Annotated in this window: 14 protein-coding genes; 13 read left to right on the top strand and 1 reads right to left on the bottom strand. The window is 67.1% G+C overall.

The genetic code is table 11. From position 1 onward, the window contains the following. Nucleotides 1–38 precede the first annotated feature (38 nt). From ACPEES_RS05850 to ACPEES_RS05790, 13 genes are all read left to right on the top strand, one after another. Nucleotides 39–497: an acyl-CoA thioesterase gene (locus ACPEES_RS05850; RefSeq protein WP_435102004.1), complete on the top strand. Its 459-nt coding sequence runs from the start codon at nt 39–41 to the stop codon at nt 495–497. Continuing rightward, nucleotides 494–1,267, top strand: coding sequence for an SDR family NAD(P)-dependent oxidoreductase (locus ACPEES_RS05845; RefSeq protein WP_435102002.1), 774 nt, complete (start codon nt 494–496; stop codon nt 1,265–1,267). Before ACPEES_RS05850 ends, ACPEES_RS05845 begins: the two co-directional genes overlap by 4 nt. A gap of 55 nt (nt 1,268–1,322) precedes the next feature. Further along, nucleotides 1,323–2,132: an enoyl-CoA hydratase family protein gene (locus tag ACPEES_RS05840; RefSeq protein WP_435102000.1), complete on the top strand. Its 810-nt coding sequence runs from the start codon at nt 1,323–1,325 to the stop codon at nt 2,130–2,132. Further along, nucleotides 2,133–3,305, top strand: coding sequence for an acyl-CoA dehydrogenase family protein (locus tag ACPEES_RS05835; RefSeq protein ID WP_435101998.1), 1,173 nt, complete (start codon nt 2,133–2,135; stop codon nt 3,303–3,305). Further along, a complete protein-coding gene (locus ACPEES_RS05830) occupies nt 3,302–3,787 on the top strand; it encodes an acyl-CoA thioesterase (RefSeq protein WP_435101996.1) in 486 nt (161 codons plus the stop codon). Before ACPEES_RS05835 ends, ACPEES_RS05830 begins: the two co-directional genes overlap by 4 nt. Before the next feature lie 650 nt (nt 3,788–4,437). Continuing rightward, a complete protein-coding gene (locus tag ACPEES_RS05825) occupies nt 4,438–4,830 on the top strand; it encodes a RidA family protein (RefSeq protein ID WP_435101994.1) in 393 nt (130 codons plus the stop codon). 105 nt (nt 4,831–4,935) lie between these two features. Next, nucleotides 4,936–6,540 carry an AMP-binding protein gene (locus ACPEES_RS05820; protein ID WP_435101993.1) on the top strand — a complete coding sequence of 535 codons (1,605 nt, stop codon included), beginning with the start codon at nt 4,936–4,938 and terminating at the stop codon, nt 6,538–6,540. Between the two features lie 69 nt (nt 6,541–6,609). Then, the gene (locus tag ACPEES_RS05815; protein ID WP_435101992.1) at nt 6,610–7,797 is read left to right on the top strand and encodes an ABC transporter substrate-binding protein; all 1,188 of its coding nucleotides are present in this window, start codon (nt 6,610–6,612) and stop codon (nt 7,795–7,797) included. Nucleotides 7,798–8,009: 212 nt separating this feature from the next. After that, the gene (locus ACPEES_RS05810; protein WP_435101991.1) at nt 8,010–8,927 is read left to right on the top strand and encodes a branched-chain amino acid ABC transporter permease; all 918 of its coding nucleotides are present in this window, start codon (nt 8,010–8,012) and stop codon (nt 8,925–8,927) included. Continuing rightward, on the top strand, nt 8,920–9,909 hold the full coding sequence (locus ACPEES_RS05805) for a branched-chain amino acid ABC transporter permease (protein ID WP_435101990.1): 990 nt from the start codon (nt 8,920–8,922) through the stop codon (nt 9,907–9,909). The genes ACPEES_RS05810 and ACPEES_RS05805 overlap by 8 nt, the downstream gene beginning before the upstream one ends. Continuing rightward, nucleotides 9,902–10,711, top strand: coding sequence for an ABC transporter ATP-binding protein (locus ACPEES_RS05800; RefSeq protein ID WP_435101989.1), 810 nt, complete (start codon nt 9,902–9,904; stop codon nt 10,709–10,711). Before ACPEES_RS05805 ends, ACPEES_RS05800 begins: the two co-directional genes overlap by 8 nt. Beyond that, a complete protein-coding gene (locus ACPEES_RS05795) occupies nt 10,711–11,397 on the top strand; it encodes an ABC transporter ATP-binding protein (protein ID WP_435101988.1) in 687 nt (228 codons plus the stop codon). The genes ACPEES_RS05800 and ACPEES_RS05795 overlap by 1 nt, the downstream gene beginning before the upstream one ends. A gap of 176 nt (nt 11,398–11,573) precedes the next feature. Next, nucleotides 11,574–12,416, top strand: coding sequence for an alpha/beta hydrolase (locus ACPEES_RS05790; protein WP_435101987.1), 843 nt, complete (start codon nt 11,574–11,576; stop codon nt 12,414–12,416). A gap of 147 nt (nt 12,417–12,563) precedes the next feature. Here ACPEES_RS05790 and galE read toward each other — a convergent pair whose 3' ends face one another. Then, entirely contained in the window at nt 12,564–13,538 is a 975-nt protein-coding gene (gene galE, locus ACPEES_RS05785; protein ID WP_435101986.1) for a UDP-glucose 4-epimerase GalE, read from the bottom strand. Nucleotides 13,539–13,570: the final 32 nt, after the last annotated feature.

Here is a 13,570-nt window from a genome sequence, read left to right as displayed (position 1 = left end):
AGACACGGCCCGAGCGACGGCGGAGGAGAGCCCCAGCCATGCGCGCATTGACGCGGTCCATCACGATCCCGGGCACCTGGTGTGACGCCACCGGCGCCGTGCACCAGTGGCGGTGCTTCGAGGTGGTCAACCGCCTGGTGGAGGACTGGTTCGATGCCGTGGGCTTCTCCTTCAACGACATGCACGTGGCCGGCAACCTGGGCACGCCCACCACCCAGCTTCGACTCGAGACGCCCACCCCCACCCGGCTCGGCGAGACGCTTGCCGCGTCACTGCGACTGGTACACCTGGGGCGTTCATCACTCGCTTTCGAGGTGACGGCCGAGCACGCCGGCAACCCGCGTCTGCGCGCCGCAACCACCCTGGTGTGGGTGAGCAACGATCACGGCCGCCTGCGCAGCACCCCGATGCCCGCCGACCTGCGGGCCCGCATGGCCGAGTGGCTGCCCGACGCGGCGGCCAATGCGCAGGCCGGCGAGAACGGAGCGACCCCATGACCGACACCACGCCCCCACGCCGACCGCATGCCCTCGTCACCGGCGGCGGCACGGGCATTGGTGCCGCCGTCGCTGCACGACTGGACACCGACGGCTTCGCGGTGACGCTGCTCGGACGACGCGCGCACGCCCTCGAGGCAACTGCGGAGACGCTCGCCCAGGCGCAGACCGTCACGGCGGATGTCACCGACGCCGATGCCGTGGCCCGAGCCTTCGCCACCGCCCGCGAGGGCTTCGGCCCCATCGACGTGCTGGTGAACAACGCCGGGGCCGCGAAGACCGCGCCGTTTCACCGCATCGCCGAGGCGGACTGGCAGAGCATGCTCGACGTCAACCTATCCGGCGTCTTCCACTGCATGCAGGCTGCGCTTGCCGACATGCGCGACGCCGGCTGGGGGCGGATCGTCAACATTGCGAGCACCGCCGGGCTCAAGGGCTATCCCTACGTGGCCGGCTACTGCGCCGCCAAGCACGGGGTGATCGGCCTCACCCGCGCCGTCGCCCTGGAGCTCGCGCGCGAACCGATTACCGTCAACGCCGTCTGCCCGGGCTACACCGACACGGAGCTGGTGGCCGGGGCGCTGGACACCATCACCGAGAAGACCGGCCGCAGCCGCGAGGAAGCGCTCGCGGAGTTCGTGAAGGTCAACCCCCAGCACCGCCTGGTGCAGCCCGGGGAGGTCGCGGAGACCGTGGCCTGGCTGTGCCGGCCGGCGGCCGCCGCGGTCACCGGTCAGGCGATCTCCGTCTCCGGCGGCGAGGTGATGTGAGGCGAACAACGGCACGGCCCCGGCGCGAACGAGTGGGATAACGGAGAACGCGACCATGAATCTCAGTGACTACGAACCCCGGCACTTCCAGTGGGCGATGCACGGCGAGACGGCGGTGATCACCCTGAATCGGCCGGAGCGCAAGAACCCGCTCACCTTCGACTCCTACGCCGAGCTGCGCGACCTCTTCCGTAACCTGGTCTACGCCGAGGACGTCAAGGCCGTAGTCATCCAGGGCTCCGGCGGCAACTTCTGCTCCGGCGGCGACGTCCACGAGATCATCGGCCCGCTCACCGAGCGCGACATGAAGGGCCTGCTCGCGTTCACCCGCATGACCGGCGACCTGGTCAAGGCCATCCGCGCCTGCCCGCAGCCGGTGATCGCCGCCATCGACGGCGTGTGCGCCGGCGCCGGGGCCGCCATCGCCATGGCCGCTGACCTGCGCTACGGCACGCCGGACGCCAAGGTCGCCTACCTCTTCACCCGTGTGGGCCTCGCCGGCTGCGATATGGGCGCCTGCGCCATCCTGCCGCGGATCATCGGCCAGGGCCGCGCCTCGGAGCTTCTGCTCACCGGGCGCAGCATGAGCGCCGAGGACGGCGAGCGCTGGGGCTTCTACAACCGCGTGCTCGACTCGGACGAGCTCGGGGACGAGGCCCTCGCCATGGCCGAGCGCCTGGTGGCCGGGCCCAACTTCGCCCACGGCATCACCAAGACCATGCTCAACCAGGAATGGAACATGGGGCTCGATCAAGCCATCGAGTCCGAGGCCCAGGCCCAGGCCATCTGCATGCAGACCGAGGACTTCCGGCGCGCCTATCGCGCGTTCGTCGCCAGGGAAAAGCCGATCTTCGAGGGTGACTAAATGGACCGCAGCTTTCTCGACTGGCCGTTCTTCGAGCCGGCGCACAAGGCCTACGCCGAGCGGCTGGACGCCTGGGCCACTGAGGCACTGACCGGCCTGGACGAGTCCGACGTGGACGCCACCTGCCGAGCGCTCGTCGGCCGTCTCGGCGCCGACGGCTGGCTCGAGCACTGCGTGGCGCAGAACGCGGGCGATCGCCTGGACGTGCGCACCCTGTGCCTCACCCGCGAGACCCTCGCCCGCCACGACGGCCTCGCCGACTTCGCCTTCGCCATGCAGGGGCTCGGCACCGGACCCATCTCGCTGTTCGGCACGCCGGCGCAGTGCGAGCAGTGGCTGCCAGGCGTACGTGCAGGCCGCCACATCGCCGCCTTTGCCCTGTCCGAGCCCGAGGCCGGTTCGGACGTGAGCGCGCTCGCCACCACCGCCGAGCGTGACGGCGACGAGTACGTGTTGAACGGCACCAAGACCTGGATCTCCAACGGCGGCATCGCCGACGTCTACACCGTGTTCGCACGCACCGGCGAAGCGCCCGGCGCCAAGGGCCTCTCCGCGTTCATCGTGCCCGCCGACGCCCCCGGTTTCAGCGTGCCCGAGCGCATCGAACTGATGGCGCCGCACCCGCTTGGCACCCTGCAGTTCGACGGCTGCCGCATTCCGGCTGAGAACCGCCTGGCCGAGCCGGGTCAGGGCTTCAAGGTGGCCATGGCCACGCTGGATGTCTTCCGCGCCACGGTGGGCGCCGCCGCACTCGGCTTCGCCCGGCGTGCCCTCGCCGAGGCGCTCGCCCACACCACGTCGCGCGAGCTCTTCGGGGCGACCCTGGCCGCGATGCAGCTCACCCAGACGAAGCTCGCCGACATGGCGGTGGACGTGGACGCGAGCGCCCTGCTCGTCTACCGCGCCGCCTGGGCCAAGGACTGCCACGCCGAGCGCGTCACCCGCGAGGCTTCCATGGCCAAGCTCCACGCCACCGAGGCGGCGCAGCGTGTCATCGACGCCGCCGTGCAGATGCACGGCGGGCTCGGTGTCACCTCCGGCGTGCCGGTGGAGCGGCTCTACCGCGACATTCGCGCCCTGCGCATCTACGAGGGCGCCTCGGAGATCCAGCAGCAGGTGATCGCCCGCCAGGTGCTCGCCGCGTTCGACGCCGGCAATGGGGAAGGCGCATGACCGGTACGACCCATCGCGTCACCCGGCAGGTGCGGTTCCAGCATTGCGACCCGGCGGGGATCGTCTTCTACCCGCGCTACTTCGAGCTGCTCGAAGAGATCGTGAGCACCTGGCTCGCCGGGCTGACCGAGGCGGGCGACGAGGCAGCGCTGCTCGCCGCCGGCGCCGGCCTGCCGCGCTTCGAGCGCATCGACTGCCGCTTCTCACGACCGAGCCTGCTGGGGGATTACATCGACTACACCCTCGAGCCGAGCGCGGTGGAGCCCGAGCGGCTGGTGGTCGACTACCGCGTCACCTGCGGCGAGGAAGAGCGGGTCGCCGGCACCGCGGTACTGCGGTGGTACCGGTTCACACCGGAGCCGGCGGCGGTCGAGTTTCCGCCGGAGCTCGTGGCTCGGCTTGCAGCGACCGCGGGAACTCGTAATCACGGTGGTAATAGCGGACAGCGCGGCGGCGGTACATCGGTGCCGGACACGCCATGAACCCATCCCTGGGGGCTCGTCTGCGGCCATCCATGGCCGCAGACGGTCCGGCACCGATGTACCGCCACCACGCCCACGGCAACCAATGGCCGGAATCGGCCACCGGGACGATCAGTAGAGAACGCCTGCATGCAAGTCACACCAAAAAGAGCCGGCAGATCGGTGTCGCCAGACGGCACCCGCCTGCGCGGCAGCGAACGAATATCCGCCGACGTCGCGGATACGCCCAGTGCGGTTGCCGGGGGCGATGGCGGGCGTTGTGCCGGGAGCGTATGCCGCCAGGGACGGCGGCATACGAGCGTACAGGGACGTATTCACGGCGTCTCCCGGCACAACGCCCGTCATCGCCCCGTTCCCCGGCTGCCGCCGCAACCCCGGCGTCGCGGACACACGAAGTGCGGCTTCGCCGCGAATCCCCATGCCGGCATCCGATGCGCTTGCGCGCACGTGTGCCGGTCTACGCGGCTCTCGGCGCCCCACGGAGGTAGCCAGGCGTGGAGGGGGAGTCTCGGTGGCGGACCGTCTGCGGCCAGGACGGCCGCAGTCGAGCCCCCAGGGACGGGTTCACGGCATGTCCGCCACCGAGACTCCCCCTCCACGCCACGAACAACGTTGAAACCAGCGACCCCACAGAACACGGGAGATCATCCATGCAAATCATCAACCCCGAAGGCTGGAAGCGCCCCAAGGGCTATGCCAACGGCGTCAGCGCCAGCGGCCGCCTGGTCGTCACCGGCGGACTCGTCGGCTGGGACGAGAACGAAGAGTTCCCCAGCGACGACTTCATCGACCAGGTGCGCCAGGTGCTCTACAACGTCCGTGCCGTGCTCGAAGCCGGCGACGCCGCGCCCGAGCACCTCGTGCGCCTGACCTGGTACATCACCGACAAACGCGAATACCTCGCCCGCCTGAAGGAGATGGGCGAAGCCTACCGCGAGGTGCTGGGCAAGAACTTCCCGGCAATGGCCATGGTGGAGGTGGCGGCGCTGATCGAGGACCGCGCGAAGGTCGAAGTCGAAGCCACCGCCGTGGTGCCCGAGTAACCGGAGCGGGATCGGCGACAGTAATTTGCGCCTAAAAATCTTTAATATAAAATTCTTGCTTGTAAGAAACAGCGGCCACCAACCAAGACCGCTGAGGAGGAGAGCATGAACCGCCTGCCGCGGGACACGTTCGCGGACGACCACCTGCCACCACGGGAGCAGTGGCCGGAGCTCGATCTCTCGCATCCGGCCTACCACTTCCCGGAGCGGCTGAACTGCGTGGTGGAGCTGCTCGACCGCTGGATCGAGCGCGGCCACGGCGACCATCGCTGCCTCGTCACGCCAGAGGCCACGTGGAGCTACCGCGACCTCTACGAGACGGTGAACCGCCTGGCCAACCACCTGGTCAACGAAATGCACCTCGCACCCGGCAACCGGGTGCTGCTGCGCGCGCCCAACAACCCCATGATGGTGGCCGGCTACCTCGCGGTGATCAAAGCCGGCGGCATCGCCGTGGGCACCATGCCCATGCTGCGCGCCGGCGAGCTCTCGCAGATCATCGACAAAGCCGAGATCAGCCATGCGCTCTGCGACGTCCGCCTGGACGCTGATCTGCGCACCGCCGCCGAGGCGAGTCCGTCATTGAAGCACTATGCGTTCTTCGGCGGCGGTGCCGGCACCATCGACGCTGCCCTGGCCGAGCAGCCCGCCGAGTTCGAGGCCTGGGACAGCGCCGCCGACGAGACCTGCCTGATCGCCTTCACCTCCGGCACGACAGGCATGCCCAAGGGCACGATGCACTTCCACCGCGACATGCTCGCCATCTGTGAGGGGTTCTCGCAGCAAATCCTCCGGCCCGGGGCAGACGATCTGTTCACGGGCAGCCCGCCCATTGCCTTTACCTTCGGCCTCGGCGGACTCGTGCTCTTTCCGCTGCACGCGGGAGCCGCGACACTACTGCTGGAGAGGGCGCCGCCGCTGAAGCTGCTCGAACACATCGAGCGAGAACGCGCGAGCATCGTGTTCACCGCGCCCACGGCATACCGGACCATGCTCACCGAGCTCGATGGACGGGACCTCTCCTGTCTGCGCAAAGCGGTCTCGGCCGGCGAACACCTACCCGAAGCCACCTGGCACGAAGTCCACAAAAAGCTCGGTCTCGCGCTCATCGACGGCATCGGTGCCACCGAGATGCTGCACATCTTCGTCTCCGCACCGGTGGACGCCATTCGCCCCGGCAGCACCGGCCTGCCCGTGCCCGGCTATACGGCGTGCATCCTCGACGACGAGGGCAACGAGGTGAGCGCGAACACACCCGGACGCCTCGCCGTCCGTGGCCCAACCGGGTGCCGCTACCTAGCCGACGACCGCCAGAGCCGTTACGTGCAGGATGGCTGGAACATCACCGGCGACACCTTCCGCATGGATGAGGACGGCTATCTCTGGTACGTCGCCCGCTCCGATGACATGATCGTTTCGTCGGGGTACAACATTTCCGGCCCGGAAGTGGAGAACGCGCTGCTCACACACTCGGCGGTCGCCGAATGCGCCGTGATCGGCGTGCCCGACGAGGTGCGTGGGCAGCTGGTAAAAGCCTTCGTCGTGCTCGCGGAAGACCGGGAGGCGGACGACGGCCTCGTCGTGGCCCTGCAGGAGCACGTGAAGCGAACCATCGCGCCGTACAAATACCCACGGGCGATCGCGTTTCTCGACGCGCTGCCCCGCACGGCCACCGGCAAGCTGCAGCGTTACCGCCTGCGAGACCTCTGAGCCGAGGTGCGCGACGGGTTCCGGACCCGCTCGAAGACAATGACTAGAACACGTTCAGGAGGAAGCATCATGAAACGGGGAAACATGCGTCTCGCCGCAGCCTCGGTGGCGCTGTGCACCGCTGCCGCGCTGCCCGCACAGGCCAGCGCCGAAGCCGTGAAGATCGGCATGGTGACCACGCTGTCCACCGGCGGCGGCTATCTCGGCGAGGATATCCGCAACGGTTTTCAGCTCGCCATGGAACACGCGGGCGGCACGCTCGGCGGCGTCGAGGTGGAGCTGCTGGTCGAGGATGACGGCCGCGACCCCGGCAATGCCCGCCAGATCGTCACGCGCATGATCCAGAGCGAGGGCGTGAAGATCATGACCGGCTCGGTGTTCTCCAACGTGGCCATGGCCACCATTCCCAAGGCGGTGCGTGACGGCGTGATCTACATCAGCCCGAACGCCGGCCCTGCCAAGCTCGCCGGCCGGCTATGCCACGAAAACTACTTCAACGTCGCCTACCAGAACGACAATTTCTACGAGGCGATGGGCCAGTACTTCACCGACGAGGGCCTGGACAACGTCTACCTGCTCGCCCCCAACTATGCCGCCGGCAAGGATGCGCTCACCGGCTTCAAGCGCTACTTCGAGGGTAACGTCGTCGGCGAGGTCTACACCAAGCTCGGCCAGGCCGACTACGCCGCCGAGATCGCCGAGATCCGAGACGCCGCACCGGACAACGTGTTCTTCTTCTACCCCGGCGGCATGGGCATCAACTTCATCAAGCAGTACGTCCAGGCCGGGCTCGACCAGGAGATTCCCCTATACGGCCCCGGATTCTCGGCCGACAACACACTGGTGGACGCCGTCGGCGAGGCCGCTGTCGGCACTCTGAACTCGGCGCACTGGAGCAAGGATCTCGACAGCGAGCTCAACCCGCGCTTCGTCGAGGACTACACGGAGAAATACGGCCGCGAACCCACCCTCTACGCGAGTCAGGGCTACGACGCCGCCAACCTCATCGCCAGCGCGCTGAAGGCCACCGGTGGCGACGTATCCGATACAACCGCGTTGCGAAAGGCCCTGGAAGCGGCCGATTTCCAGTCCATCCGCGGCGATTTCGCCTTCAACACCAATCACCACCCGATTCAGGACATCTACGTCCGCGAAGTGGTACGTGAGGACGATGGCAACCTGACCAACCGCATCGTTACCAAGGTCTTCGACGACCACGAAGACGCTTACGCCAAGGAGTGCAGCCTCGGGCAGTAGGCCCGCACACGGGCCACGCGGCGATCCGCGTCCGGCGACCGGCCGGACCGGACACTCGAAGGGTGCATGACGCGAAGCGCAATCCACCATCGTCGGCGGGAGGCCGCGCCTGCATAGCGCGCACCGCGGCTGGCGATGACCGTGCCTGCGGTATCCGATCGACGAACCGCGGCGCGCCCGCACGGACGCTTCCTCACATGTGGAGCTGACGCATGCAACTGTTTCTCCAGCAGCTGCTGAACGGTCTGCAGTTCGGTGTGACCCTGCTGCTCATGGCCTCCGGGCTGACGCTCGTGTTCGGCATCATGAACCTCATCAACCTCGCCCATGGATCGCTGTTCATGGTGGGTGCCTATGTAGGCGCCACAGTGGCCGCCTACACGGGCAGTTTCCTGATGGGGCTCGTCGCCGGCATCGCTGCCGCGGCGGTCACCGGCATGATCATGGAGCTACTCATCATCCGTCGGCTGTACCGGCGCGACCATCTCGACCAGGTGCTCGCCACGTTCGGTCTCATTCTCTTCTTCAACGAGGCCGTACGGGTGCTCTGGGGTCGCCAGCCTCTGCTGCTGGATCCACCCGAGTGGCTCGCCGGCACCGTCGAGGTCGTCCCCGGCGTGCCCTACCCTGCCTTCCGCCTGGCGGTAATCGCAGTCGGCGTGCTGGTGATGGCGCTGCTGTACTTCATGATCATGCGCACACGCCTGGGCATGTGGATCCGTGCCGGCGCCTCCAACCGCGAGATGATCGGCGCGCTCGGCATCAACATCCGCCTGCTCTACACGCTGGTGTTCGGCTTCGGGGCGTGCCTGGCCGGACTGGCCGGTGTCATGGCAGCCCCCTTCATGGCCATTCAGTCGGGGATGGGTGAGGACATCCTCATCCTCACCTTCGTGGTCATCGTCATCGGCGGGATCGGCTCCATCAAGGGCGCAATCACCGGGGCATTGCTCATCGGCCTGGTGGACACCCTCGGGCGGGCCTACCTCCCCGATCTCTTCGCCCTGTGGCTGTCGCCCTCGGCGGCCAGCACCGTCGGCACGTCGCTGTCGTCGATGGCGATCTATCTCGTGATGGCAGCGGTACTCGCCGTGCGCCCTCAAGGACTGTTCGGGAGCCGTCATGCCTAGCACGCTGCTCAATCGCGCCAACCTCGCCACAGCGGCGTTGCTCATCGCGCTCGCGGCGATTCCGCCGGTCGCGGCGATGGTCGACGATCCATTCCTCGTCACCATGGTCAACCGCGCCCTGATCTATGCCGTCGCCGCCCTGGCGCTGGATCTCGTCATGGGCTACGGACGCCTGGTGAGCTTCGGCCATGCGGCGTTCTTCGGCCTCGGTGCCTACACCGTAGGCATACTCAGCACCCACGTGATGCAGGACATGCCACTGGTATTCGGCTGGACCGGGAGCAACGAAGCGTTGCTGGTATGGCCGCTGGCGATGACCGTGAGCGCCGCCTACGCACTGCTCGTCGGCTTGATCTCGCTGCGCACCTCCGGCGTTTACTTCATCATGATCACCCTGGCCTTCGGTCAGCTGATCTTCTACGTATTCGTCTCGCTGGACGGCTACGGCGGTGAGGACGGGTTGCCCCTTTGGCTGCGCAACACCCTCGCCGGCGCCGACCTGGGCAACGCCACCGGCTTCTACTACCTCTGCCTCGCATTGGTGATAGCCGTCTGGGCGCTGCTCTCACGCGTGGTGGATTCGCGCTTCGGCCGTGTCATCCAGGGATGCCGCCAGAACGAGCGCCGCATGCGCGCGCTCGGCTACAGTCCCTTCGGGTACAAGCTCGCGGCATTCGTGCTCTCGGGCGCGCTCACCGGCCTTGCCGGAGCGCTCATCGCGAATCACACGGAGTTCGTCAGCCCCTCGCTGATGGCGTGGCCACAGTCCGGGGAATTCATGATCATCGTGCTCCTGGGCGGGCTGACCACGCTCGTGGGGCCGATTTACGGCGCCGTCGCCCTGCTGCTGCTCGAGGAAACGCTGGTGTCGGTGACCGAGCACTGGCAGCTCGTGCTCGGACCGGTGCTCATCGCCGCGGTGCTGTTCTTCCGCGGCGGCATCTACGGGGCCCTATCCGGCCGGGGAGGCAGTCATGGCTGAAGCGTTCGTACAGCCCGCCAGCGAGGCAACCCCGGGAAGGCCGGCGTCATCGCCAGCCGAGGTCATCTTCGAGGCGAGGAGCCTGGAGAAGCGTTTCGGCGGCCTCAAGGCCACCGACAACCTCTCTCTCGCTCTGGAGAAAGGCCGTATTCACGCGCTCATCGGCCCCAATGGGGCTGGCAAGACCACCGCGCTGTCGCAGCTCTCCGGCGAGCTGCGCCCGGACGCCGGTGAGATCCGGTTCCAGGGTCGCGATATCAGCGGTCTCGACATGCCCCGGCGCGCGCGCATCGGCATCGCCCGCTCGTTCCAGATCACGGCGATCTTCGAGGAATTCAGCGTGCGTGACAATGTGGCCCTCGCCGTGCAGTCACGCGCCTCCCATCATTTCTCGTTCTTTCGCCGTGCCCGTCGCGACCGTCGGCTCACCGAACCCGCCGATGCCGCGCTGGCCCAGGTGGGGCTCGACGCTCTCGCCGACCGCCGCGCCGCCGATCTGGCCCACGGACAGAAGCGCCAGCTCGAGATCGCCATGGCGCTCGCCACCGAACCTACCGTGTTGCTGCTGGACGAGCCCATGGCCGGAATGGGGCAGGCGGAAACTGAAACCATCGTCGAGCTGCTGGAACGGCTGCGTCCCAGTCACGCCATTCTGCTCGTGGAGCACGACATGGGAGTGGTATTCCGGCTCGCGGATACGGTGAGCGTGCTGGTCAACGGGGCAGTACTGGCCAGTGGCGCCCCGGAGGCGGTACGCAACGATCCTGACGTTCAGGCAGCGTATCTGGAGGAGTCGTACTGATGCTCGAGCTCGATGGCGTGGAGACGTCCTACGGCACCAGCCAGGTGCTTTTCGGCATTGACCTGAATATCGCCGAGGGCGAGGTGGTGAGTCTGCTCGGGCGCAACGGCATGGGCAAGACGACGACGGTGCGCTCCATCATGGGTCTGACCCCGCCGAAACGCGGTGAGATCCGATTCGGCGGGCAACGCATATCCGGGCAGCCATCGTTCCGTATCGCGCGCGCCGGCATCGGGCTGGTGCCGGAGGGGCGACAGATCTTCCCCAACCTGTCGGTGGCGGAGAACCTGATCGCCACCGCCCGGGGCAGGGGCTGGGATCTGCGCGGTGTCTACGAGCTCTTTCCACGCCTGGAAGAACGCCGCCGCCACATGGGCAACCAGCTCTCCGGCGGCGAGCAGCAAATGCTCGCCATAGGCCGGGCATTGATGACCAATCCGCAACTGCTCATCCTCGACGAAGCCACTGAAGGGCTGGCGCCGGTAGTGCGCAGTGACATCTGGGCCTGCCTTCGCCGGCTGCGCGAGCTCGGCCAGTCGCTGCTGATCATCGACGCCAGCCTGGAGGCACTGATGGCGGTGTGCGACCGGCATTACATCATCGACCGCGGGCATATCGTCTGGGAAGGAGACAGCACCGCGTTCGAAGCGCACGGGGACCTGCAGCGGCAGTATCTGAGCGTCTGAACGTGAGTGAAAAGCGGGAAGAGGAAAGTTGAAAGACGTAGAGAGTCGGCACCTGCGGTGCCGTTACCACGTTGCTTTTACTAGCCTTCACAAGGCACGGCCTGCGGCCGTAACCGTTCGTGCCGGCTTCGCGCCCGCTGTTGCCGCTCGAAACCGGAAACGCGGAACCCGTTGAAATGGACTGGAATACACGTGGCCCCGCGCAACTCGAATACGAATACAACCCACGCGTCACGGTACCCGACTTCGCGGACTACTTCGCCCGCCTTTCGGCCCTGGCCGAGGAGACGCGCACGCGGCTGCCGCAACGGTTCGAGGACGTGCGTTACGGCACCGGCGAGTTGCAAACCCTGGACATTTTCCCCGCCGACCGGGCCGACGCGCCGGTACACGTGTTCTTCCACGGCGGCTACTGGCGCAGTCAGGACAAGCGGGACTACGCCTTCGTCGCCCGCGACCTGGTACCACGGGGTATCACGGTGGTGGTCGCCAACTACGACCTCTGTCCGGCGGTTACCGTCCCCGCGATCAACGCGCAGTGCGTGGACTGCATCGTTTTCCTGCGCGAGAACATCGGCCGTTACGGCATCAGCAGCGGACCACTGACGGTTTCCGGCCACTCCGCCGGCGGCCAGATCGTCGCCCGCCTGCTTACCCACGACTGGGGAGGCTCGCACCCGGTCAGTGCCGCGCTGGCGATATCCGGCGTCTTCGATGTCACCCCTATCGTTCACACCTCGCTCAACGACGTCCTCGGCCTGGACGAGGCGTCGGCCCGTGCCTGCTCGCCGCTGTACGAACGGCCGCCCGCGACATCGATCCCGCTACGACTCGCCGTTGGCGGCGCCGAGAGCGAGGCGTTCCACCGCCAGAGCGCCGACTACGCAGCCCTCGCCGGCGTGCAAGCGCCGATCGTCGCACCCGCGGGCCGTAATCACTTCGATGTTCTGGAAGCGCTGTTCCTCGCTGACAGCGAGGCCTTCGACACCGTCGCCGGTGTGTGCCAGGTAGCGCCGTAGGTGGACGACAGGCGGGTTTTTCGCATCCTGAGGCTGGAAGCTTTAGCTTGCGCGCGGTGATGGCACCGCAGGTACCGACTCCCGACTTTTGGCTTTTGGCTTTTCACTTGCCGCTTTGTACTAAAGCCGCAACGCCCGAATGCCGGCCTACCCGCTGCGCTCGCCCCGCTCCCACCGGTACGCGTGCCGGACGATGGTCTCCAGGTCATCGTATTCCGGCTGCCAGCCGAGCTCCGTGCGCAGGCGGGTACTGTCGGCAACCAGCGCGGCGGGGTCACCGTCGCGACGATCGATCTCGTGGACCGGAAACGCCTGCCCATGGACCCGCTGCACGGTGTCAACGACCTCCCGTACGGTATAGCCGTGACCATACCCGCAGTTGTAGATCCGCGAATCGCCGCCGGCGACGAGGTGGTCCAGAAGCTGTACGTGGGCGCGTGCCAGGTCCACGACATGGATGTAATCGCGGATACACGTGCCATCGCGGGTGGGGTAATCGCTGCCGAAGATGGCAAGGCCGTCGCGCCGGCCCAATGCCGCCTGGCAGGCGACCTTGATGAGATGCGTGGCTACCGGGGTCGACTGGCCGATGTGGCCGTCGGGGTGGGCGCCGGCCACATTGAAATAGCGCAGGATGCCGTAGCGCAACGATTGCGCCGCGGCGAGATCGATGAGCATGCGCTCGCTCATCATCTTGGACGCACCATAGGGATTGATGGGCGCGAGCGGGGTCTGCTCGTCGATGAGCGACACATCCGGCATGCCGTAGACAGCGGCTGTGGAGGAGAATACGAACACGGGCACGCCCGCGGCCTTTACGGTCTCGAGCAGCCCAAGCGTGTTGCCGGTGTTGTTGCGGTAGTACTTCAGCGGCTCGGCGACCGACTCCGGCACCACGATATGCGCGGCGAAATGCATGACCGCATCGAAACCGCGAGCAACGACCCGGGCGAGCGTCTGCCGGTCGCCGAGCTCCGCCACCACCAGCTCGGCCTCGCCCACCGCCCATTCGTGCCCGGTGGAAAGGTTGTCATAGACGGTGACCGCATGCCCCGCGGTCAGAAGCTCGTGGACGACATGCGAGCCAATGTAGCCTGCCCCGCCTGTCACAAGAATGCGCATTGCCGTCCACCCCCATTGAATGGCGTGTCCGG

It is taken from the genome of Arhodomonas sp. AD133 (genome assembly GCF_051195215.1).
In the GTDB taxonomy this organism is placed as follows: Bacteria; Pseudomonadota; Gammaproteobacteria; order Nitrococcales; family Nitrococcaceae; genus Arhodomonas.
The sequence above is the reverse complement of the archived record's forward strand: the minus strand, read 5'-3'. Positions and strand labels throughout refer to the sequence as shown.